Source organism: Klebsiella sp. M5al, from assembly GCF_002090195.1.
Taxonomy (GTDB): domain Bacteria; phylum Pseudomonadota; class Gammaproteobacteria; order Enterobacterales; family Enterobacteriaceae; genus Klebsiella; species Klebsiella grimontii.
The window spans coordinates 5,149,218-5,169,237 of the sequence record NZ_CP020657.1 but is presented as its reverse complement, the minus strand read 5'-3'; the positions used below and the strand labels follow the sequence as shown (position 1 = coordinate 5,169,237).

At 55.1% G+C, this 20,020-nt stretch carries 23 protein-coding genes; 5 read left to right on the top strand and 18 right to left on the bottom strand.

What is annotated here, in order from left to right; translation table 11 throughout:
• Positions 1-35 precede the first annotated feature (35 nt).
• A complete protein-coding gene (locus BWI76_RS24800; RefSeq protein ID WP_004135900.1) occupies positions 36-446 on the top strand; it encodes a Spy/CpxP family protein refolding chaperone in 411 nt (136 codons plus the stop codon).
• 33 nt (positions 447-479) lie between these two features.
• Here BWI76_RS24800 and BWI76_RS28385 read toward each other — a convergent pair whose 3' ends face one another.
• On the bottom strand, positions 480-641 hold the full coding sequence (locus BWI76_RS28385) for a hypothetical protein (protein WP_004135901.1): 162 nt from the start codon (positions 639-641) through the stop codon (positions 480-482).
• A gap of 24 nt (positions 642-665) precedes the next feature.
• The gene (locus BWI76_RS24795) at positions 666-1,367 is read right to left on the bottom strand and encodes a pirin family protein (protein WP_004135902.1); all 702 of its coding nucleotides are present in this window, start codon (positions 1,365-1,367) and stop codon (positions 666-668) included.
• 104 nt (positions 1,368-1,471) lie between these two features.
• Between BWI76_RS24795 and BWI76_RS24790 the strand changes: the two genes are divergently transcribed.
• A complete protein-coding gene (locus tag BWI76_RS24790) occupies positions 1,472-2,368 on the top strand; it encodes a LysR family transcriptional regulator (RefSeq protein WP_049085097.1) in 897 nt (298 codons plus the stop codon).
• A gap of 37 nt (positions 2,369-2,405) precedes the next feature.
• On the opposite strand, the gene BWI76_RS24785 is transcribed toward BWI76_RS24790, so the two are convergent.
• From BWI76_RS24785 to BWI76_RS24735, 11 genes are all read right to left on the bottom strand, one after another.
• Positions 2,406-2,774, bottom strand: a complete 369-nt coding sequence (locus BWI76_RS24785) for a DUF805 domain-containing protein (protein ID WP_004135903.1) — start codon at positions 2,772-2,774, stop codon at positions 2,406-2,408.
• Positions 2,775-2,900: 126 nt separating this feature from the next.
• Positions 2,901-3,887 (bottom strand): glutathione S-transferase family protein, encoded by a 987-nt coding sequence (locus tag BWI76_RS24780; protein ID WP_004135904.1) that lies wholly within the window; start codon positions 3,885-3,887, stop codon positions 2,901-2,903.
• Between the two features lie 74 nt (positions 3,888-3,961).
• Positions 3,962-4,354: a DoxX family protein gene (locus tag BWI76_RS24775; protein WP_004125512.1), complete on the bottom strand. Its 393-nt coding sequence runs from the start codon at positions 4,352-4,354 to the stop codon at positions 3,962-3,964.
• Positions 4,355-4,677: 323 nt separating this feature from the next.
• Positions 4,678-4,977: a YqjK-like family protein gene (locus BWI76_RS24770; protein ID WP_004135905.1), complete on the bottom strand. Its 300-nt coding sequence runs from the start codon at positions 4,975-4,977 to the stop codon at positions 4,678-4,680.
• Positions 4,974-5,372, bottom strand: coding sequence for a phage holin family protein (locus BWI76_RS24765; RefSeq protein ID WP_024358717.1), 399 nt, complete (start codon positions 5,370-5,372; stop codon positions 4,974-4,976). Before BWI76_RS24765 ends, BWI76_RS24770 begins: the two co-directional genes overlap by 4 nt.
• 2 nt (positions 5,373-5,374) lie before the next feature.
• On the bottom strand, positions 5,375-5,680 hold the full coding sequence (locus BWI76_RS24760) for a DUF883 family protein (RefSeq protein ID WP_004125506.1): 306 nt from the start codon (positions 5,678-5,680) through the stop codon (positions 5,375-5,377).
• A gap of 46 nt (positions 5,681-5,726) precedes the next feature.
• Positions 5,727-6,095: a DUF1090 domain-containing protein gene (locus tag BWI76_RS24755; protein ID WP_004125504.1), complete on the bottom strand. Its 369-nt coding sequence runs from the start codon at positions 6,093-6,095 to the stop codon at positions 5,727-5,729.
• A 150-nt stretch (positions 6,096-6,245) separates the two neighbouring features.
• Positions 6,246-6,623 (bottom strand): EnvZ/OmpR regulon moderator MzrA, encoded by a 378-nt coding sequence (gene mzrA / locus BWI76_RS24750; RefSeq protein ID WP_162626098.1) that lies wholly within the window; start codon positions 6,621-6,623, stop codon positions 6,246-6,248.
• Between the two features lie 8 nt (positions 6,624-6,631).
• Positions 6,632-7,294, bottom strand: a complete 663-nt coding sequence (gene yqjA, locus BWI76_RS24745) for a DedA family general envelope maintenance protein YqjA (protein ID WP_004125499.1) — start codon at positions 7,292-7,294, stop codon at positions 6,632-6,634.
• A 338-nt stretch (positions 7,295-7,632) separates the two neighbouring features.
• A complete protein-coding gene (gene exuR / locus BWI76_RS24740; RefSeq protein WP_004135908.1) occupies positions 7,633-8,409 on the bottom strand; it encodes a transcriptional regulator ExuR in 777 nt (258 codons plus the stop codon).
• A 127-nt stretch (positions 8,410-8,536) separates the two neighbouring features.
• On the bottom strand, positions 8,537-9,838 hold the full coding sequence (locus BWI76_RS24735) for an MFS transporter (protein ID WP_004135911.1): 1,302 nt from the start codon (positions 9,836-9,838) through the stop codon (positions 8,537-8,539).
• 482 nt (positions 9,839-10,320) lie between these two features.
• Between BWI76_RS24735 and uxaC the strand changes: the two genes are divergently transcribed.
• From uxaC to BWI76_RS24720, 3 genes are all read left to right on the top strand, one after another.
• Complete coding sequence (gene uxaC, locus BWI76_RS24730) at positions 10,321-11,733, top strand: glucuronate isomerase (protein ID WP_004135913.1); 1,413 nt, start codon at positions 10,321-10,323, stop codon at positions 11,731-11,733.
• An 18-nt stretch (positions 11,734-11,751) separates the two neighbouring features.
• The gene (locus BWI76_RS24725) at positions 11,752-13,239 is read left to right on the top strand and encodes a UxaA family hydrolase (protein WP_049085099.1); all 1,488 of its coding nucleotides are present in this window, start codon (positions 11,752-11,754) and stop codon (positions 13,237-13,239) included.
• A gap of 94 nt (positions 13,240-13,333) precedes the next feature.
• Positions 13,334-13,888: a YgjV family protein gene (locus BWI76_RS24720; RefSeq protein WP_004135916.1), complete on the top strand. Its 555-nt coding sequence runs from the start codon at positions 13,334-13,336 to the stop codon at positions 13,886-13,888.
• 15 nt (positions 13,889-13,903) lie between these two features.
• Here the strand turns inward: BWI76_RS24720 and sstT are convergent, their stop codons facing one another.
• The 5 genes from sstT to BWI76_RS24695 all read right to left on the bottom strand — a co-directional run bounded on the left by sstT (position 13,904) and on the right by BWI76_RS24695 (position 19,908).
• Complete coding sequence (gene sstT / locus BWI76_RS24715) at positions 13,904-15,151, bottom strand: serine/threonine transporter SstT (RefSeq protein WP_024358715.1); 1,248 nt, start codon at positions 15,149-15,151, stop codon at positions 13,904-13,906.
• Positions 15,152-15,405: 254 nt separating this feature from the next.
• Positions 15,406-16,374, bottom strand: a complete 969-nt coding sequence (locus BWI76_RS24710; RefSeq protein ID WP_024358714.1) for a TerC family protein — start codon at positions 16,372-16,374, stop codon at positions 15,406-15,408.
• A 250-nt stretch (positions 16,375-16,624) separates the two neighbouring features.
• Entirely contained in the window at positions 16,625-17,614 is a 990-nt protein-coding gene (locus BWI76_RS24705) for a Gfo/Idh/MocA family protein (RefSeq protein WP_024358713.1), read from the bottom strand.
• Between the two features lie 69 nt (positions 17,615-17,683).
• Positions 17,684-18,187 (bottom strand): M48 family metallopeptidase, encoded by a 504-nt coding sequence (locus tag BWI76_RS24700; RefSeq protein ID WP_004135921.1) that lies wholly within the window; start codon positions 18,185-18,187, stop codon positions 17,684-17,686.
• Between the two features lie 77 nt (positions 18,188-18,264).
• The gene (locus tag BWI76_RS24695) at positions 18,265-19,908 is read right to left on the bottom strand and encodes a glycoside hydrolase family 43 protein (RefSeq protein ID WP_004135923.1); all 1,644 of its coding nucleotides are present in this window, start codon (positions 19,906-19,908) and stop codon (positions 18,265-18,267) included.
• Between the last annotated feature and the right edge of the window lie 112 nt (positions 19,909-20,020).

The following is a 20,020-nucleotide window of genomic DNA, read 5'->3' as shown; positions in this document are numbered from 1 at the left end:
CACATCGGTGATAATTAATCAGGATAAAAGAAAAAATGAAATTAATGACCCGCATTGCAGTGACAACCGTCCTCGCCACTGGCTTCTCAATGGCGGCACAGGCTGCGGATGTTAACGCTGCGCCAGCCCCGGCGCAGGATCCGATCGTCCAGCACTTAAAACTGACCAACGATCAGGTAACGAAAATTAAAAGCCTGCATCAGCAGCTGGAGAAAAGCGTTCAGCAGATCTCGCAGAAAGATATTAAAGACGGCGTATTATTTGATGTAATTGATTCCGGAAAATGGAATGAAAAAGCGGTCAAAGATCAGCTGGCGGCGTTTAGCAAAGTCGAACAGCAGGTTCGCTATTATCGCGTGAAGTACTATTTTGATGTCAATCAGGTCCTGACGCCAGAACAGCGTAAGCAGGTACAAAAAGATTTAGCTCAGGCACTGAGTGAGTAAATCTATCGGCCCCGGCTGGGGCCGATATTGACGTCAGGCAACGCTTTCTTCATCCTGGAGCCGTATCTCCGCTTCTGCGACGATCGCCTCCAGCTCGCTTAACATCTCTTCATAACCAAAACCCACCGTTGTCATGGTTTCTGGTTGCGGCTGCGGCACTGCTAGCGCCACTTTTTTGGTTTTCTTCTTGCCCACTGACACACTCCCTTACTGCCGTTGTTACACTGGTAAATCTATCAGCAAAGCGCGCAGCGGCGTATCGGCGACGAGGGTAATGTTAGCTTCGTCACGAATAAACGCGCCATCGCCGCAGGTCAGTGCCTGTTTCTCTTCTTCCTGTACCCGTGCATGCACCGTGCCATGAATCGACTGCAGGTAGGCCCGTGGGCCGTGGAGCTGCACGCTAAGCTGCTCGCCTTTCGCCAGATTGATATGGTGGATCCATACCTGCTGGCGCAGCTGGAGACTCTTCTGGCTGCCGTCCGGCGAAGCCAGCAGCTGCTGAGCTCCCTCGGCGATAGCGATTTTTTGCACCAGCGGGTTTTCATGCTGCGGGCAGGCATCCAGCCACAGCTGCATTCGCGTCAGCGAGCGCTCTTTGCTCAGGTTGTGCTCGCTGTAGCTCACGCCGGGCTGGGTAGAGATCAGCAGCGCTTCGCCAGCTTTCGCCTGGATATGGTTGCCATCGCTGTCGCGGTATTCCGCTTCACCTTCCAGAATCAGGTTCAGAATGTCGACTTTCGGATAGGTGCGCGGCTGAAACGACGCGCCGGGCGCCAGAACTTCCTGGTTGAGCACGCGCAGCGACGCGTAACCTAGCAATTTCGGGTCGAAGTAGTGGCCAAAGGAAAAGGTGTAGCGGGCCTGCAGCCAGCCGAAGTCAGCTTGACCGCACTGTTTGGCTGTTCGGGTTGTAATCATCTTCTTGACCTCTCTTTACACTAAATCAATGGTAAAGGTATGGACGCTGTATTGTTAGCCAGATATTCTGCCCGGTATGTTCAAATTTCCTGAATGAGAGTGCGATGGCTAAAGAGAGAGCATTAACGCTGGAAGCGTTACGCGTAATGGATGCGATTGACCGGCGCGGAAGCTTTGCGGCGGCGGCCGATGAACTGGGTCGAGTGCCTTCTGCGCTCAGCTATACCATGCAAAAGCTGGAAGAGGAGCTGGATGTCGTTCTGTTCGACCGTTCAGGTCATCGAACAAAATTCACCAACGTTGGCCGAATGCTGCTCGAGCGCGGGCGCGTTTTGCTGGAGGCGGCGGATAAACTGACAACCGATGCCGAAGCGCTATCGCGCGGCTGGGAAACGCACCTGACCATCGTCACCGAGGCGCTGGTGCCCACCACCGGCCTGTTCCCGTTAATTGAAAAGCTGGCAACCAAATCGAACACTCAGCTGTCGATTATTACCGAAGTGCTGGCCGGGGCATGGGAGCGCCTTGAGCAGGGGAGGGCGGATATTGTCGTCGCGCCGGATATGCATTTTCGCTCTTCCTCGGAAATTAACTCCCGGAAGCTCTATTCGGTAATGAGCGTCTACGTTGCCGCGCCGGATCATCCCATTCACCAGGAACCGGAGCCGCTCTCTGAAGTGACGCGCGTTAAGTACCGCGGCGTGGCGGTGGCGGATACCGCCCGCGAGCGTCCGGTGCTGACGGTGCAGCTGCTCGACAAACAGCCGCGATTAACCGTGAGCTCGATCGAAGATAAACGCCAGGCCCTGCTGGCAGGACTGGGCGTCGCCACGATGCCGTATCCGCTGGTTGAGCAGGATATTGCCGAGGGGCGTCTTCGGGTGGTCAGCCCGGAGTACAGCAACGAGATCGACATTATTATGGCCTGGCGCCGGGACAGCATGGGGGAGGCGAAATCATGGTGTCTGCGGGAAATTCCGAAGCTATTTATGGCCAGATAAAACAAAATGCGCCCCTTTTTAACGAGGGGCGCATTGTTCAGTAGGAAGTCGGTTTGGGATCCGGCCCGAAGCGGTTATTGCCGGGAGTGCCGTTCTGGCAATTGAAGACCAGGATCACCAGCCAGCCGATAATGGGGATCAGCAGTAATAACAGCCACCAGGCCGAGCGGTCGGTGTCGTGCAATCGACGAAACTGCACCGCCCACCACGGTAAGAAGATCAGCACGCCATAGATGGTCGTCAGAATGCCCTCTCCTCCTGCGCGCTGCCATCCAAGCATTTTATCAATGATGCTGAGTACGCCGGTCAGGATGATGTTGACCAGAATAAACATCCAGTACTCTTTGCGCCGGGCGCGGCCGCCAAATCCAATGTAATTTTTTAATACTTTAAGATACCAGTCCATTTCTACGCCTCGATTAACCGTCAATCACTTGTTTTTAAAGCGATCGAAATAAGAATAGACGTGAATGAAATGGCGGTAAATATTTGTTTTGTGAATTATTGGGCGCGGTAAATCGCGCCCAATCGCTTAGCGGAAGAGAAGATCGCGGCCGTGCGGCTCGTTAAGATCCTGCTGCGGGCCGACGGAGATGATCCCGGTCGGGTTGATCGTCTTATGGCTTCGGTAGTAATGGTTGCGAATATGGGCGAAGTCCACCGTTTCAGCGATGCCCGGCATCTGGTAGATGTCGCGCAGGAAACCGTAAAGATTGAGATAATCGCTGATGCGGCGTTTGTCGCATTTAAAGTGGGTCACATACACCGGGTCGAAACGAACCAGGGTGGTCCACAGACGAATATCAGCCTCCGTCAGCTGATTACCGGTCAGGAAGCGGTGTTGGCCGAGGATTTGCTCCAGACGTTCCAGCGAGGTAAATACCCCATCGACCGCTTCGTCATAGGCCTGCTGGCTGGTGGCGAATCCGGCTTTATAGACCCCGTTGTTGACGTTGTCATAGATCCAGCCGTTCAGCTCATCAATTTGCGCGCGCAGCGCCGGCGGGTAGTAATCTCCTGCGCGGGCGCCCAGTCCGTCAAAGGCGGTATTCAACATGCGGATGATTTCCGCCGACTCATTGCTGACAATGGTTTGCTGCTTCTTGTCCCACAATACCGGCACCGTAACGCGCCCGCTGTAGTGCGGATCGGCATGCAGATAGAGCTGATAGAGAAATTCGTGCTGGTAGAGGGTATCGCCCGTGGCTGCCGGGAAGCTATCGTCGAAAGTCCAGCCGTTTTCAAACATCAGGGGGTTGACCACGGAGACGGAAATAAACGGCTCAAGCCCTTTCAGGCTGCGCAGAATCAAGGTGCGATGCGCCCATGGACAGGCAAGAGAAACGTACAGATGGTAACGGTCTTTTTCCGCAGCGAATCCGGCTTGGCCGCTTGGGCCCGGCGCGCCATCGGCGGTTAGCCAGTTGCGGAAGGCGGAAACAGAACGCTTGAATCGCCCCCCGGTGGATTTGGTGTCATACCAGGTATCGTGCCAGACGCCGTCAACTAATTGTCCCATTGTTGCCTCCTTCAGATAGCAAAAGCGAGGAGATATCCCCTCGCTTTTTTAGATTTTCACTCAGTATAGTGTGCTTACCACTTTTTATTCAGGACGCGGTCAATACTAAACGCGCCTGGACCGGTGATAGCCAGCAGCAGGAAGCCGCCTGCGATGCTCAGGTTCTTCATGAACATCAGCGAGTTCACGCCCTCAGCAAAGTTGCTGTGGAACAGAAACGCGGTCAGTACGGTGAAGCCCGCGGTGAACAGCGCGGTGGTACGGGTCAGGAAACCGAACAGGATTGCCAGACCGCCGCCGAACTCAAGCAGGATAACCAGCGGCAGCATAAACCCAGGGACCCCCATGGCTTCCATATATTGTTGTGTACCCGCATACCCGGTAATTTTTCCCCAACCTGCGGTAATGAACAGAATGGGCATCAGAATGCGCGCTACCAATACACCAACATCTTCTAATTTTTTCATTTCTAACTCCAGGAAACCCAAAGGGCGGCGATTTCGTTTTTTGGTGCAATCCTGCGTAGTTACGCGGGCTTGCTGTCGATGGAGAGGATATTAGCGAGGATGAGATGTGATTGTTAGCAAGGAAAACTGTAGTTCTTTTTCAAAGTTTCTGAGCAATTATTGATAAACGAAATGAATAGAAAGGGTGATATAGCGGCGCAGCGGGAGAGTGATTAGGGCGGCGAGCAGAAGGGCAAATCTGATGGGACAGTACGACGATATTGATGCCGGGCGGCGGCTGGCGCCTGACCCGGCTGACATAACCCAGACGTGAGAAATCAGCCTTAGCGCGATGCGGTCTGCTGCAACAGCTTGCGGGCCATACGCCAGGTGCTCCAGATACCGAGGCTGCGTTTTGTCCAGCGGAGCAAAAAGCGCGGATGGCGAACGGACCATACCGCGACGAGGCCGCTGCCGACCATTGCCCATGAACGCAGGTTGAGCAGGGTGTTCCAGCCACGGTCGATTGGCGCGGTCGCCTCAAGCCAGCGGCGGCGGCTGGCGTTGAGATCCAGCCGCTGCTGTTGGATTTGACGTAGCAAAAGCGCCTTTTGCCGTTCGCGTTCCTGCTGGTCGCGGCTCATGACTTGTCATCCTCCAGCAATGCCCGGTCATTAGCCAGCTCCTGGCGCGTCAGGCGCAGGAACGTCGAACGACGCGCTTTGCGTAACGTCCAGATCCCGCCAATGAGCGCCGCCAGCAGCAGAATCACGGTGGTGGCGATCATCACGTTTAACCGATATTGCGCATCGACGGCCCAGATGATGAGGACTAACAGGCTCATCAGGCCGAACGCGGCGAACAGCAGCGTCAGCCCGAGCATCAGGAATAGCTGGAAGAGATTGGCTTTCTCCTCTTCCAGCTCCACGACGACGAGGCGCAGACGCGTTTCGACCATTTCGACCAGCAGGGTGACTATCCGCTGGCCAATGCCGAAAACGCTTTGCCCCGGCCCTTGCGTGCTTTGAGAATTCGCCATAATCAACGACGCGTCAGCAGGACACCCAGCACCAGCCCGACGGCAGCACCAATTCCTACGCCGGTCCACGGGTTTTCACGGACGTATTCATCCGCACGCGCAGCGGTTTCGCGCGTTTGCTTCACAATGGCGTCGCTGGTTTCACCCAGGCGAACGCGGCTCTCTTTCAGCGCGCTTTCGGCTTTACTACGCAGTTTACCAATCTCTTCTTTCGACTTATCCGTGGAGGAGTTCAGCACTTCTTCCAGGGTATCAGCCAGCGTTTTCAGTTCCGCACGCAGGTCTTCTGCAACGTTATCTTTAGCCATGTTTTATCTCCTGTGAAAGTGGTCCATATTGGTCTTGCTTAATCGATTAGTACTCGCGAGACTGTAGCGCTTTCAGCTCTTGCTGCGCTTCATCAAGTTTACGTTGACGCTTGCTGATTTTATCAGCATCGCCTTTCTGTTCGGCTTCGCGCAGGTCATTCTGGCGTTCGCTTATTTCTGCCTGCTGTTTGGCGATTTTTTTCTGGTGATCGGCTTTGAGCTGGCTGTCGCTACAGTTTGCCTGCACTTCGCTAAGCGCCCGTTTCAGACCATCAATACGGTGCTGGTTATGATGTTTTTCGGCGTAGCTTATCTCCCGTTGAATATCTTGTTCTTTTTCCTGACAAGGGGAGATGGCAAAGGCGCTGGCGCTCAGTGAAGACAGAACCAGGATCAAAGCAATGCGGTGTTTCATGGATACGACCTTCCATTGTGTGAGGGAATATCTGAAGGATATACCCTATCCAGTTGATTAACGTGAGCCTGGTGACTCCCGCAGACTTAATGATAGTAAGTAAAACGGGAAATCACCAAACAGGGTGAAAATATTCGGAATTTTCGTGCATTATCCGAATCTGTGCGGGGTATCGCGCAGGCGCGAAATCCAGGCGGTAGGCGAATCATCATCTTCCAGTAAAGCGATAATATAGCCATGCGGCAGGGCGCGGCCCAAAACTTCTTTTGCCGCGGCGCCCTGAGCGCTGGAGTCAAACTTGATGATCAAGCCGTCATTCTGCGGCGTAATGCTTTTAAAGCGGATGCCGTTAGCGTCGAGATGATGCCAGACGGAAAACCCGTCCGGCATGCTGATACCCTGGCTGACGGGACGAATAGCCAGGGTCGACTCCTGCTGTTGCACGGTGAGCCAGAGCCAGAACAGGCCGCACAGGAGTAGCGAACCGCCCAGCACCCAGCTTATCTGACGCAGAGAGGATCGTTGCATCGCCATTGTTAGCCCCGGCTTCTGTATTTTTTCTTCCACAGGACAATCAGCGAACCAATCAGGCCAAATACCAGCAGCGCGACGGGCAGCAGCATCAGGCAGGACATCAGCTGATCTTCATACTTCAGGAATACCGGTGTTTTTCCCAGCAGGTACCCCAGGGAGGTCAGAATCAGGACCCACAGCAGACCGCTCATCCAGTTAAAAAACTGGAAGCGTGCGCTGCTCAGGCCGGATAGCCCGGCGATGGTCGGCAGCAGCGTACGAACGAAGGCGATAAAGCGGCCAATCAGCAGCGCGGAAAGCCCGTGCTTATGGAACAGATGATGCGCGCGCTGGTGGTAGTGTGAGGGAAGGTGCGATAGCCAGTTTTGTACGATTCGCGTATTACCCAGCCAGCGGCCCTGAATATAGCTTAGCCAGCAGCCGAGACTTGCCGCAGCGGTAAGCAGCAGCAGCGTTTCCGGAAAGCCCATCGCGCCTTTAGCGATCAGGACGCCGACCAGCACCAGCAGGCTATCGCCGGGCAAAAAGGCGGCAGGCAGTAAACCGTTCTCAAGGAACAAAATCATAAATAAGACAAAGTACAACATGCCAATCATGGATGGATTAGCGAGAGTTTCGTAATCCTGAGCCCACAAGGCATTCAATAATTGGGTTAATAGTTCCATTCACGATTCCTGGTACATCGGTTAACGGCACGTCTGAACGCGGTATATGCACGGCGACATAGCTTTTTATTAGATTAGGGTCGCTGCTGCGCTCTGAACGGTTCCCTGTTTAAAAGTGAAGTAAGCCAAAGCTAACTCTCAGAACGACAAAATGCATCTAATTGTAACAAACCCGCTGACTTTACGTCAGAGAAATTGCAGTTTGTTGCATTCTGATTTTGCTGATTGCGAAGGAGGGTGGCGAGTGTATTTACACAGGCTGACACTATATATGCTTTGCTTACCCTGAGGGCGTTGCGGGCAGTGAAGGAATCGCTGCCCGGTATGGGGATAAGCGTCTATTTTACGCCGTTGGCGGCCGTATCGAGGTGAACCACCGGATTATCGGCAAACAGGTAGCGATCGGCGTTAAATTCAAAGTCATCGCTGGTTTCGTTGAACAACATCAGCTTGGTATTTTCCAGATGCTGCCACATGGCCAGCTTCGCCGCATGCGGATCTTTGCGAATCAGCGCCTTAAGAATTTGGTCATGATCGTCGCACCAGTTATCGACGGTACGCGAGTCGATATGATCGTGCAGTTTTTTCCAGTACGGGTTATGCACGCGCTGGGTCCACATTTTTTCTACGATGGCGGCTAACGCGGTGTTTTGCGTCGCCAGTGCCACCTGGACATGGAACTGAAGATCCCATTCGGAATCGCGAAAGCACTTCTCTTTACGCGCATTTTCCTGGATCTCCATCAGCTTCATGATGTCCTGCTTGGTCACCTGAGTCGCCGCGAATTCGGCAATATTGCTTTCTATCAGCTGGCGGGCCTGCAACAGCTCAAAAGGACCATAATTGGCGAATTCCAGCGATTCATCGGCAATTTGCTGATGTTTTGGATGATTGGAGATGACGTGGATGCCGGAGCCTTTGCGAACCTCAACGTAGCCTTCAACTTCCAGCATAATGATGGCTTCGCGAACCACGGTACGACTCACGCTTTTTTCGTCAGCGATAAACCGCTCTGCGGGTAGCTTATCGCCCACAAGGTAGACGCCTTGTTCAATGCGCGACTTAAGCTCAGCGGCAAGCTGCTGATACAGACGACGCGATTCAGTGATTTCCATATTCGCTCCCGGGAGATGGCGACAATATTGGATTTGTTATACCACTTTTACGCGCTTCTCACCATAAAAACAGACGAAAAAGCCGCCTGTATCAAGGCGGCTTCGGATGGGGGCAACTCGCCTGCGTTTAGCTTTGCGTGGCGGGTTTACTCGTTTCCAGCGGCGTACTGTCGTCATCCGCTGATTTATTTTTCAGCACCGTCCAGATAACTACGGCGCCCAGCACATCGAAAACCGCCAACACGGCGAACAGCGGGCTAAAGCCGATTGTATCCGCCAGCGCGCCGACCACCAGGGCGAACATGGTGCTCGCCAGCCATGCGGCCATGCCGGTCATGCCGTTCGCCGTCGCCACTTCGTTACGCCCAAATACGTCGGAAGAGAGGGTAATTAACGCGCCGGACAGCGCCTGGTGAGCAAAGCCGCCGACGCACAGCAGGGCGATGGCGACAAACGGGCTGGTGAACAGACCGATCATCCCTGGGCCAATCATCAGCAGCGCGCCCATGGTCACCACCATTTTACGCGAAACGATCAGGTTAACGCCAAACCAGCGCTGGAACAGCGGCGGCAGATAGCCCCCAACGATGCAGCCGAGGTCGGCAAACAGCATCGGCATCCACGCAAACATCGCAATCTCTTTCAGGTTAAAGCCGTAGACTTTAAACATGAACAGCGGGATCCAGGCGTTGAAGGTCCCCCACGCCGGCTCGGCAAGGAAACGCGGCAGGGCGATACCCCAGAACTGACGGTTGCGCAGAATCTGCCACGGAGACATTTTCTTACCGTTGTTGGTCTGATGATGGGATTCCTGGCCACCGATAATATAGTTGCGTTCTTCTTCCGTTAATTTTTTCTGATCGCGCGGGTGTTTGTAGAAAACCAGCCACGCCATCGCCCAGGCAAAGCTCAGAACGCCGGAGATGATAAACGCCATTTGCCAGCTGTGCATCACGATAGCCCAAACCACCAGCGGCGGGGCAATCATGGCGCCGATGGAGGAGCCGACGTTGAAGTAACCCACAGCGATAGAACGCTCTTTTGCCGGGAACCATTCGGAGCTGGCTTTCAGACCCGCAGGGATCATGGCCGCTTCGGCGGCACCCACCGCGCCGCGCGCCAGCGCCAGTCCGCCCCAGCTTCCCGCCAGCGCCGTAGAGCCGCAGAACACCGCCCAGGCGATAGCAAAGAAGGCATAGCCGATTTTAGTGCCTAACACGTCCAGCACGTAGCCGGCGACGGGCTGCATAACGGTATAGGCAGCGGAATAGGCCGCGATGATATAGGAATACTGTTGGGTGGAGATGTGTAACTCTTCCATCAGAGTCGGCGCAGCTGCCGCCACAGTGTTACGCGTCAGGTACCCCAGCACGGTGCCTAACGTCACCAGCGCGATCATGTACCAACGTAACCCTTTAATTTTACGCATGTAAACCTCATCGTTTGTTATATATCCGCAGCGGGTGCGGCTATCTTCCAGCCCAGTCACTGAGGCGAAGAAGGTGAAACGGAGGGTTCAGGAGAGGAAACCTCGTATGGCCCGAACCTTGCCATCAACTGTTGTGTCTAAATTCGGTGTCCATACCGGTAAATCCGACGTGATTGTTCGTCGGTAATGCATTCCGTCGGTTTATATGTTTCGACGGCAGCAAGATAACTTGTCATACAACTTCAAAAGTTGAGTGACGTCACAAAAGTGGGAAAGTTTGTGTGGGCATTCATTCTTGCGACAAAGGCCAGAGCTGGCGCGCTTTAGCGGGGATTTTACTCCTTTGATGGTACTTTTTTTGTCGTCGTTTATTGATCTAACTCACGAAAAATACTTCGGTCTGTAGAAATTGGTGTGATAACTTTGTCAGCATTATAGTCAATCATCTGATGGGCTCCTCCGGGGGCGAAGAGGACACGAAAATGACACCGTTTATGACCGAAGATTTCCTGCTTGATACCGAGTTTGCCCGCCGCCTGTACCACGATTACGCGAAAGACCAGCCGATTTTCGACTATCACTGCCACCTGCCGCCGCAGCAGATCGCGGAGAATTATCGCTTCAAAAATCTGTATGACATCTGGCTGAAAGGCGATCACTACAAGTGGCGCGCGATGCGCACCAACGGCGTAGCCGAGCGTCTGTGTACCGGCGACGCCTCCGATCGCGAGAAATTTGACGCCTGGGCGGCCACCGTACCGCATACCATCGGCAACCCGTTATACCACTGGACCCATCTTGAGCTGCGCCGCCCTTTTGGTATTACAGGTAAGGTGCTCTCGCCGGCAACGGCGGATGAAATCTGGAATCAGTGCAACGATCTGCTGGCGCAGGAGAGCTTCTCCGCTCGCGGCATCATGCAGCAGATGAACGTGAAAATGGTCGGCACCACCGACGATCCGGTCGATTCGCTGGAGCATCACGCCTCCGTCGCGAAAGACAGCTCATTCTCCGTCAAGGTGCTGCCGAGCTGGCGCCCGGACAAAGCGTTCAACATTGAGCAGGCAACTTTCAACGACTACATGGCGAAGCTGGGCGACGTGTCTGACACCGATATCCGCCGCTTTGCCGATCTCCAGTCCGCGCTGACCAAACGTCTGGATCACTTTGCCGCTCACGGCTGTAAAGTTTCTGACCACGCGCTGGACGTGGTGCTGTTCGCGGAAGCCAACGAAAGCGAACTGGATAGCATCCTGGCGCGCCGTCTGGCCGGTGAAGCTCTCAGCGAGCATGAAGTCGCGCAGTTCAAAACCGCGGTTCTGGTGTTCCTCGGCGCGGAATATGCCCGCCGCGGATGGGTACAGCAGTATCACATCGGCGCGCTGCGCAATAACAACCTGCGTCAGTTCAAGCTGTTAGGGCCGGATGTGGGTTTTGACTCCATCAACGACCGTCCGATGGCGGAAGAGCTGTCCAAACTGCTCAGCAAGCAGAACGAAGAAAACCTGCTGCCAAAAACCATCCTCTACTGCCTGAATCCGCGCGATAACGAAGTGCTGGGCACCATGATCGGCAACTTCCAGGGCGAAGGCATGCCGGGCAAGATGCAGTTCGGTTCCGGCTGGTGGTTTAACGATCAGAAAGACGGTATGGAACGTCAGATGACCCAACTGGCGCAGCTTGGCCTGCTGAGCCGCTTTGTCGGCATGCTGACCGATAGCCGCAGCTTCCTCTCCTACACCCGTCATGAATACTTCCGCCGCATCCTGTGCCAGATGATTGGCCGCTGGGTTGAAGCGGGAGAAGCCCCGGCGGACATTCAGCTGCTGGGCGAGATGGTGAAAAACATTTGCTTTAACAATGCGCGTGACTACTTCGCCATTGAACTGAACTAAGACCAGAGGTCGGTTGATATGCAATACATTAAAATCCATTCGCACGATAACGTCGCGGTAGCGTTGGCGGATATGGCGGCAGGCACGGTAGTCACCATTGACGGCGATACGGTCACGTTGGCTCAGGATATTGCGCGCGGGCATAAGTTTACGCTGCGCGGGATTGCGAAAGGAGACAACGTCATTAAGTATGGTCTGCCGATAGGACATGCGCTGGCGGATATTGCGCCGGGGGAACATATTCACTCCCACAATACGCGTACTAACCTGAGCGATCTCGACGCGTATAGCTATCAACCGGATCTTAGCGAGCCCGCCGCACAGCCGGCGGATCGCGACATCCAGATTTATCGTCGCGCTAACGGCGAAGTCGGGGTGCGCAACGAGCTGTGGATCCTGCCGACCGTCGGCTGCGTCAACGCCATGGCGCGCCAGATGCAGAACCGTTTTCTGAAGGAAACCAACGACGCGGAAGGTATCGACGGCGTTCACCTTTTCAGCCACACCTACGGCTGCTCGCAGCTCGGGGACGATCACATTAACACCCGCACTATGCTGCAAAACATGGTGCGTCACCCGAACGCCGGGGCGGTACTGGTAGTCGGTCTGGGCTGCGAAAACAATCAGGTCGACGCCTTCCGCGAAACGCTGGGTGAATTCGACCCTGAGCGCGTTCACTTTATGATCTGTCAGCACCAGGATGATGAAGTAGAAGCCGGGCTGGAGCATCTACGTCAGCTATATGACGTGATGCGCCATGACAAGCGCGAGTCGGGTAAGCTGAGCGAACTGAAGTTTGGTCTCGAGTGCGGCGGTTCTGACGGTCTGTCCGGCATCACCGCTAATCCGATGCTGGGCCGCTTCTCGGATTATCTGATTGCCAACGGCGGCACCACCGTCCTGACCGAAGTGCCGGAAATGTTCGGCGCCGAGCAGCTGCTGATGAGCCACTGTCGCGACGAAGAGACCTTCGGCAAGCTGGTGACGATGGTCAATGATTTCAAGCAGTACTTTCTCGCCCATGACCAGCCGATTTACGAGAATCCGTCGCCGGGCAACAAGGCGGGCGGTATCACTACGCTTGAGGATAAATCGTTGGGCTGCACGCAGAAAGCGGGCTCCAGCCAGGTGGTTGACGTCCTGCGCTACGGCGAGCGGCTGAAAGTTCACGGTCTTAACCTGCTGAGCGCCCCGGGCAACGACGCGGTAGCGACCAGCGCGCTGGCCGGCGCGGGCTGCCATATGGTGCTCTTCAGTACCGGGCGCGGCACGCCGTACGGCGGTTTCGTGCCGACGGTGAAAATTGCCACCAACAGCGAACTGGCGACGAAGAAAAAGCACTGGATCGACTTCGATGCCGGTCAGCTGATTCACGGTAAAGCGATGCCGCAGCTGCTGGAGGAGTTCGTCGATACCATTGTGGACTTCGCTAACGGTAAGCAGACCTGTAATGAGCGGAATGATTTCCGCGAGCTGGCGATATTTAAAAGCGGCGTGACGTTGTAGACCTGATAAACAGGCACAGGTAATAGCGTGACACTCGTTTTTAAAAGCGGCGTTTCAGATAATGATGCGCCGTTTTGTTTTATAAGGACTTTTCATGACCGCGTATTGGCTTGCCCAGGGCGTCGGCGTTATCGCCTTTCTGATCGGGATTACGACTTTTTTCAACCGCGATGAGCGCCGCTTTAAGCTGCAGCTGGCTGTCTATAGCGCCACCATTGGCGTGCATTTCTTTTTAATGGGCGCGTGGCCGGCGGGAATGAGCGCCGAGCTGAATACCGTCCGCACCCTGGTCTCCATGCGTACCCGCAGGATGTGGGTGATGGCCCTGTTTATCGTACTCACGCTGGTACTGGGGCTGGCGAAGCTGCAGCATGCTATGGAGCTGCTGCCGATTATTGGCACGCTGGCCAGCACCTGGGCGCTCTTTCGCTGCTCGGGGTTAACCGTCCGCTGCGTCATGTGGTGCGCGACCGCCTGCTGGGTAATCCACAACTTCTGGCTGGGCTCGATCGGCGGCACCCTGATTGAAGGCAGCTTCCTGTTGATGAACGGTATGAACATCATCCGTTTCCGGCGGATGCAAAAGCGGGGAATCGACCCGTTTAAAGTCGAAAAGGCGGTACAGGGAGAGACCCCCTCCGCGCGTTAGCGGAGGGGGAAGGAATCAGTTGCGCAGGGCGTTTTTGGCAATCTGTTCGTCTTCGGCGATACAGGCGGCGGCGGTAAACAGAACGTCGGTGGAGGAGTTCAGCGCGGTTTCGCAGGAGTCCTGCAATACGCCGATAATAAAGCCCACGGCGACCACCTGCATGGCCACATCGTTCGGAATGCCGAACATGTTACAGGCCAGCGGGATCAGCAGCAGCGAACCGCCCGCCACGCCGGAAGCGCCGCAGGCGCACAGCGAAGCGACGACGCTCAACAGCAGCGCGGTCGGCAGATCTACCGGAACATTCAGCGTATGCACGGCCGCCAGGGTGAGTACCGTAATGGTAATCGCCGCGCCGGCCATGTTGATGGTGGCGCCCAGCGGAATGGAAACCGAGTAGGTATCGCGGTCCAGGTTCAGCTTTTCACTCAGCGCCATATTCACCGGGATATTGGCGGCGGAGCTACGGGTGAAGAAGGCGTAAACGCCGCTTTCGCGCAGGCAGAGCAGCACTAGCGGGTAGGGGTTACGGCGGATTTTCCAGAACACCAGCAGCGGGTTAATCACCAGCGCCACCAGCAGCATGCAGCCAACCAGTACCAGCAGCAGTTGGGCATAACCCCAGAGGGTCTCAAAACCGGTGGTCGCCAGCGTCGAGGCGACGAGGCCGAAGATGCCCAGCGGCGCGAAGCGAATTACCACTTTAACGATAAAGGTCACCGCGTGAGAAACGTCATTAATCAGGTTTTTGGTGGTTTCATTACCGTGGCGCAGCGCGAATCCTAAACCGACGGCCCACACCAGAATCCCGATATAGTTGGCGTTCAGCAGCGCGTCTATCGGGTTGGAAACCATGCTCATCAGCAGCCCGCGCAGGACTTCGACGATACCCGATGGCGGAGTGATGCTCTCTGCCGCGGCGTTCAGGTGCAGCGTAGACGGGAAGATAAAGCTAAACACTACCGCGGTTAACGCGGCGGCGAATGTCCCCAGTAGATAGAGGAACAGGATCGGGCGAATACTGGTTTTTTGCCCCTGCTGGTGGTTGGCGATGGAGGCCATGACCAGCATCAGCACCAGCACCGGCGCTACCGCTTTCAGCGCGCCGACAAACAGCGTGCCCAGCAGCCCAACCGCCACGGCGGCCGGTTTTGAGACCGTCGCCAGCAGTACGCCGAGCACCAGACCGATTAAAATTTGTTTGACCAGGCTACCCTGAGCCAGCCGCCGCAGCAGGGTCGAGCGGGGTGATTGTGTTGCCATGCTTCATTCCTTCCAGTGATGTTGCTGTCCGTCCCGGCGACGTATTATTGGTCACGTTTATGTCCGGATGTAAATAAATGTTTGCCTGGTTGAGTATACGGAAAGAACGCTATTGGGGAAGGGTAAAATGCTGTTACCTGCGCTGAGATCTTATTTTTTAACTGTATATTAACTATTTTGTGACATGAGTAAGAATAATACGCGGAGAAAGTTGCTGGCCGGATGAAAAGGGTCTTCACCCGGCCGTTCAGGCCTTACTGCAGCTGCTTTTTCTTATCGTGCTGCTTATTAACCCAGGCATTGATAAGCAGCGTCAACGTCAGAATTCCGCCAACCACGCCCAGCGAAATGCCGATGGGAATATGGTAAAAATCGACGATCAGCATTTTGATGCCGATAAATACCAGAATCACCGACAGGCCATACTTCAGCATTGAGAAGCGCTCCGCGACGCCCGCCAGCAGGAAATACATGGCGCGCAGGCCGAGAATCGCGAACAGGTTCGAGGTCAGCACGATAAACGGATCGGTGGTCACGGCGAAGATGGCGGGAATACTGTCCACGGCAAAGATAACGTCGCTCAGCTCAACCAGGATCAGCACCAGCAGCAGCGGCGTCGCGTAGAGCACGCCGTTTTGGCGGGTAAAGAAGCGCTCACCCTCGATTTTATCCGTCATGCGCAGATGATTACGGATCCAGCGCACCAGCGGTTTGTCGCCGATGCCGGAATCATCCTCTTTCGCCAGCGCCATCTTCACGCCGGTAAACAGCAGGAACGCGCCGAAGACGTAGAGCAGCCACTCGAACTGGGAAATCAGCCAACTGCCGGCGAAGATCATGATCGTTCGCAGTACGATCGCGCCCAGTACGCCGTAAACCAGCACTCTGCGCTGTAGCGCAGGCGGAACGGCAAAGTAGCTGAACAGCATCAGCCAGACGAAGACGTTATCCACCGCCAGCGCTTTCTCGATCAGATAGCCGGTGAGGAACGCCAGCGCTTGCGGGTCGGCCACGGCGCGACCTTCGGTCTGCACCAGATACCACCAGAAAGCGGCGTTAAACAACAGCGAGAGGGTAACCCAGAGAATGGACCAGCCAGCGGCCTGCCTCATGGTCATGCTATGCGCACCACGCCGTCCCTGCAGCAGCAGATCGATAGCCAACATGATGACCACGACCACTGCGAATCCGCCCCATAACAACGGTGTGCCGACAGTATTCATTACGATATTCCTTACATAAAAACAAAACGGCTGACGTCGGAAGACGGCAGCCGCTGCGCTTTTATGCATAGACCTCGCCTTCCGGCAAGGTCTCACTTACAACAAGAATCTGTTGCCCGGCGACCGGATGCGGTTTTTCACGCATCGTAATGACGATCGGCCGGCAAGGAAGTTACTCCCCTTTGCGCGTAACAAAGTATTACAGGTTATAAATGGCGTCAATGGAGGCCGACGGACCATTTACACAGCTTTACGCCACGGGTTGACTATCCGCCGGGAAGACCACGCCGGTCTGGCGACGAATTTCGCTCAGCAGCTTCGCCGTGATGCGGCTCACTTCCAGACCCGGATGAGCCACCTCGTTGGCTTCGACCAGACGAGCGAACTCCTCCGCTTCATACAGCATAGTATTGATATGCTGCGGCTGGGTGAGATCCTGAGATTTGCCGCCGCGCGGCACGAAGCAGACTTTCTGGCATTCGGAGATTTTTTCGATCACCAGCGCGCCGGCTTCACCCTGGATTTCGCTCGGGATGGCGGAATCGCTTACCTTCGAGTGGTGCAGGGTGACATCAAAATCACCGTAGCTCAGAACGACCGTGCCCTGACCATCGACGCCGCTTTCCAGCAGGCTGGCGCTGGCGTGCACCGCGCGAGGCTCGCCCCACAGAGCCACCGCGGAGGCCAGGCAGTAAAAGCCGATGTCCATGATCGAGCCGTTAGAGAAGGCCGGATTGAAAGTATTGGGATTTTCGCCATCGAGATAGCGCTGATAGCGGGAAGAGTACTGGCAGTAGTTAATAAAGGCTTTGCGCAGCTTGCCGATCTTGTCAAACGACTGTTTAAGCAGCAGGAAGTTTGGCAGGCTGGCGGTTTTGAACGCTTCGAAGAGGACCACGTTATTTTCCCGCGCCGTTTTCATCGCGGCTTCGACTTCCTGCAGGTTCGAGGCCAGCGGTTTTTCGCAAATGACGTGCTTTTTATGGCGTAGAAACAGGCGGGTTTGCGGAAAGTGCAGCGAGTTAGGGCTGGCGATATAGACCGCGTCAACGTCAGGGCTCTGCGCTAAATCTTCCAGCGAAGTAAACAGGTGTTCGACGGGATAATCGCTGGCGAAGGCCTGAGCTTGCTCAAGGCTGCGGGAGTAGATGGCGGTGAGTTTATATTTGCCGGTTTCATGGGCGGCATCGACAAACTGCTTGGTTATCCAGTTTGTGCCAACAACTGCGAAACGTATCATAAACGTTGACGAACTCCGTAAAAGGGACCTTTCGTCACTGTAGCACGCCATCATGACAAAACCAGTGCGCTATGGCGCAGAACGCTCTAACGAAAGCTGGGTCAGCCACAGGCGGGTATCAAACTCCAGCTGATGGTACTGCGGCTCCATATGGCAGCACAGCTGATAGAACGCCTTGTTGTGCTCTTTTTCCTTCAGGTGCGCCAGCTCGTGCACCACGATCATCCGCAGAAAATCCTCCGGCGCATCGCGAAAGACGGTGGCGACGCGAATTTCGGCTTTAGCCTTCAGCTTGCCGCCCTGAACGCGGGAGATGGCGGTATGCAGGCCGAGCGCGTTGTTGAGCACGTGGATCTTGTTGTCGTACATCACCTTGTTGATCGGCGCCGCGCCGCGCAGATAGCGTGACTTCAGATCCTGGGTGTACTGATACAGCGCTTTATCGTTGTTGATATCGTGACCCTGCGGATAGCGCTTTTTCAGCACTTCGCCGAGACGGTTCTGTTTGATTAACGCGGTGACCTGCGCCAGCAGGGATTCAGGGTAGCCCTGGAGATAGGTTAAAGTGCTCATGCGGCCTGTTTGGGTCATTCAGCGACAACAGCCGGGGATTCTAGCACCCCGCGCGGGCAGGATGCCAGAAGGCAGCGTTACTCGATTATCGCGTCTTCTACCGCCCGGTAGCTAAAGAAGTCAAACAGCGCCTCTTTACGATGCAGCATGCTATCCACGCAGGCCATGCCGACAAACGCGCCGGTAAACTCGCCGTAGCGGCTATATTCATCGGAAAAACGTGAGGTGTCGTAGACCGCGCCGATGTGTTGGTATTTTTCGCCATCGACGGACCACGAGCACCGTATCTCCCGGCCGTTAATAGCCATCGCCAGATAGACTTCCCCCGTCGCAAGGAGGATTTTCTGCGGGTCGTCGTGACGCTCGCCGTTATCCATATAAATGATGGCCAGCTGCGCTGCGCCGGAAGCTTCATCCCAGGTTTTATGCAAAAACAGATAGTTCATGTTGTCGTAATAGAGCACCAGGCCAGCGCTGTGCTGATAAATCTCCGGGCTGAAATCCATCTTCGTGACGATAGTGGCGTATACCGAGGTGAGCTTTTTCGCCAGCAGGCTAACTTTATTCAGCGAGCTCAGCGACTCCTGACCGCGTAAGGCAAGGTAGCCCGCTTTACGTTCAAGGCTGGTAAAGCGCTGAAAGCGGATCCGCGGCGCATAGAAGGCGTTATCCAGCGTTTGCCCATCAAAATCATCCCTGTCTGGTTTAGCCGGAAACGGCTGAGAAGGCAGATTCGACTCTTCCACCTGGTGCTGAGCGAGGTTTCCCCCGGCCGCCAGCCGCAGCCAGCCATCATCGCTCCATATCATCTTTTGTATCGCCGTCTCGCGGCCTAGCGGGCAGCGCAGCTCCTGGCGGAAGGGTCTGCTGCAAAGGTGGGTTAACCAGACTTCGCCCGTCGGGGTCTCGACGTAGCTGCCGTGCCCGGCTTTTTGCAGATAGGTTTGCGGATTGAAGTAGTGTGGTTTGAGATGGCCTGCGTCGTGGCGCTCGTTAAAATTCTCCGGCCAGGCGGTGACGATGGGGTTTTGCGGATCGCCTTCATAGGGGCCGGCGACCTGCGTTGCGCGCGCCATGGTGACCGCATGGCCATAGCCGGTGCCGCCTTCGGCGACCATCAGGTAGTAATAATCGCCGCGGCGCGTCAAATGCGGTGCTTCAATACAGCCGCGATCGGTACCGCCGCGCCAGATTCGCTGCGGATAGCCGACAACGCGTTGCCTTTGCGGCGAATACTCCACCAGGCAAATGGCGCCCGGTTTTTCGTAACCTTCGCGGGTTTCCCACTCCAGTGAAACGATCCATTTTTTACCGTCGCTGTCGTGCAGGATAGAAGCATCGAACCCGGCAGAGTGGAGATAAACCGGCTCACTCCACGGGCCGGTGATTTCACTGGCGGTAATAAGATAGTTATCTACATCGAAATATCGCGAATTCATGGAATTCATCACGCCATAAATAACGTAGAATAATTTTTCCTCTTCACACCAGGTCAGGCTCGGTGCCCAAATACCTTTGGCGGAGGGCAGCTTTTTTAAATCCGGATTATTATCATCGGTAAGAACGTGGGTGAGTAATTGCCAATGTTTAAGATCTCTCGAATGGTAAATCGGCAGGCCGGGAAACCATTCAAAGGAAGAGACCGCTACATAATAATCATCGCCGCGCCGACATATACTGGGGTCAGGATTAAAACCTCTAAACACAGGATTCTGAATCATCGTATTTACCCTTAATGCGCAAAATATAGCGATAATTGTAAATAGACGACAGCCCAGGAGATATATAGATTGTTTCTGTTTATATAATAAACGTCTACTTATCCGGTGATGT

Coding starts and splice junctions, on each gene's coding strand:
- BWI76_RS24800 (WP_004135900.1), top strand. CDS start 36: ATGAAATTAATGACCCGCATTGCAGTGACAACCGTCCTCGCCACTGGC.
- BWI76_RS24795 (WP_004135902.1), bottom strand. CDS start 1,367: ATGATTACAACCCGAACAGCCAAACAGTGCGGTCAAGCTGACTTCGGC.
- BWI76_RS24790 (WP_049085097.1), top strand. CDS start 1,472: ATGGCTAAAGAGAGAGCATTAACGCTGGAAGCGTTACGCGTAATGGAT.
- BWI76_RS24785 (WP_004135903.1), bottom strand. CDS start 2,774: ATGGACTGGTATCTTAAAGTATTAAAAAATTACATTGGATTTGGCGGC.
- BWI76_RS24780 (WP_004135904.1), bottom strand. CDS start 3,887: ATGGGACAATTAGTTGACGGCGTCTGGCACGATACCTGGTATGACACC.
- BWI76_RS24775 (WP_004125512.1), bottom strand. CDS start 4,354: ATGAAAAAATTAGAAGATGTTGGTGTATTGGTAGCGCGCATTCTGATG.
- BWI76_RS24770 (WP_004135905.1), bottom strand. CDS start 4,977: ATGAGCCGCGACCAGCAGGAACGCGAACGGCAAAAGGCGCTTTTGCTA.
- BWI76_RS24765 (WP_024358717.1), bottom strand. CDS start 5,372: ATGGCGAATTCTCAAAGCACGCAAGGGCCGGGGCAAAGCGTTTTCGGC.
- BWI76_RS24760 (WP_004125506.1), bottom strand. CDS start 5,680: ATGGCTAAAGATAACGTTGCAGAAGACCTGCGTGCGGAACTGAAAACG.
- BWI76_RS24755 (WP_004125504.1), bottom strand. CDS start 6,095: ATGAAACACCGCATTGCTTTGATCCTGGTTCTGTCTTCACTGAGCGCC.
- mzrA (WP_162626098.1), bottom strand. CDS start 6,623: ATGCAACGATCCTCTCTGCGTCAGATAAGCTGGGTGCTGGGCGGTTCG.
- yqjA (WP_004125499.1), bottom strand. CDS start 7,294: ATGGAACTATTAACCCAATTATTGAATGCCTTGTGGGCTCAGGATTAC.
- exuR (WP_004135908.1), bottom strand. CDS start 8,409: ATGGAAATCACTGAATCGCGTCGTCTGTATCAGCAGCTTGCCGCTGAG.
- BWI76_RS24735 (WP_004135911.1), bottom strand. CDS start 9,838: ATGCGTAAAATTAAAGGGTTACGTTGGTACATGATCGCGCTGGTGACG.
- uxaC (WP_004135913.1), top strand. CDS start 10,321: ATGACACCGTTTATGACCGAAGATTTCCTGCTTGATACCGAGTTTGCC.
- BWI76_RS24725 (WP_049085099.1), top strand. CDS start 11,752: ATGCAATACATTAAAATCCATTCGCACGATAACGTCGCGGTAGCGTTG.
- BWI76_RS24720 (WP_004135916.1), top strand. CDS start 13,334: ATGACCGCGTATTGGCTTGCCCAGGGCGTCGGCGTTATCGCCTTTCTG.
- sstT (WP_024358715.1), bottom strand. CDS start 15,151: ATGGCAACACAATCACCCCGCTCGACCCTGCTGCGGCGGCTGGCTCAG.
- BWI76_RS24710 (WP_024358714.1), bottom strand. CDS start 16,374: ATGAATACTGTCGGCACACCGTTGTTATGGGGCGGATTCGCAGTGGTC.
- BWI76_RS24705 (WP_024358713.1), bottom strand. CDS start 17,614: ATGATACGTTTCGCAGTTGTTGGCACAAACTGGATAACCAAGCAGTTT.
- BWI76_RS24700 (WP_004135921.1), bottom strand. CDS start 18,187: ATGAGCACTTTAACCTATCTCCAGGGCTACCCTGAATCCCTGCTGGCG.
- BWI76_RS24695 (WP_004135923.1), bottom strand. CDS start 19,908: ATGATTCAGAATCCTGTGTTTAGAGGTTTTAATCCTGACCCCAGTATA.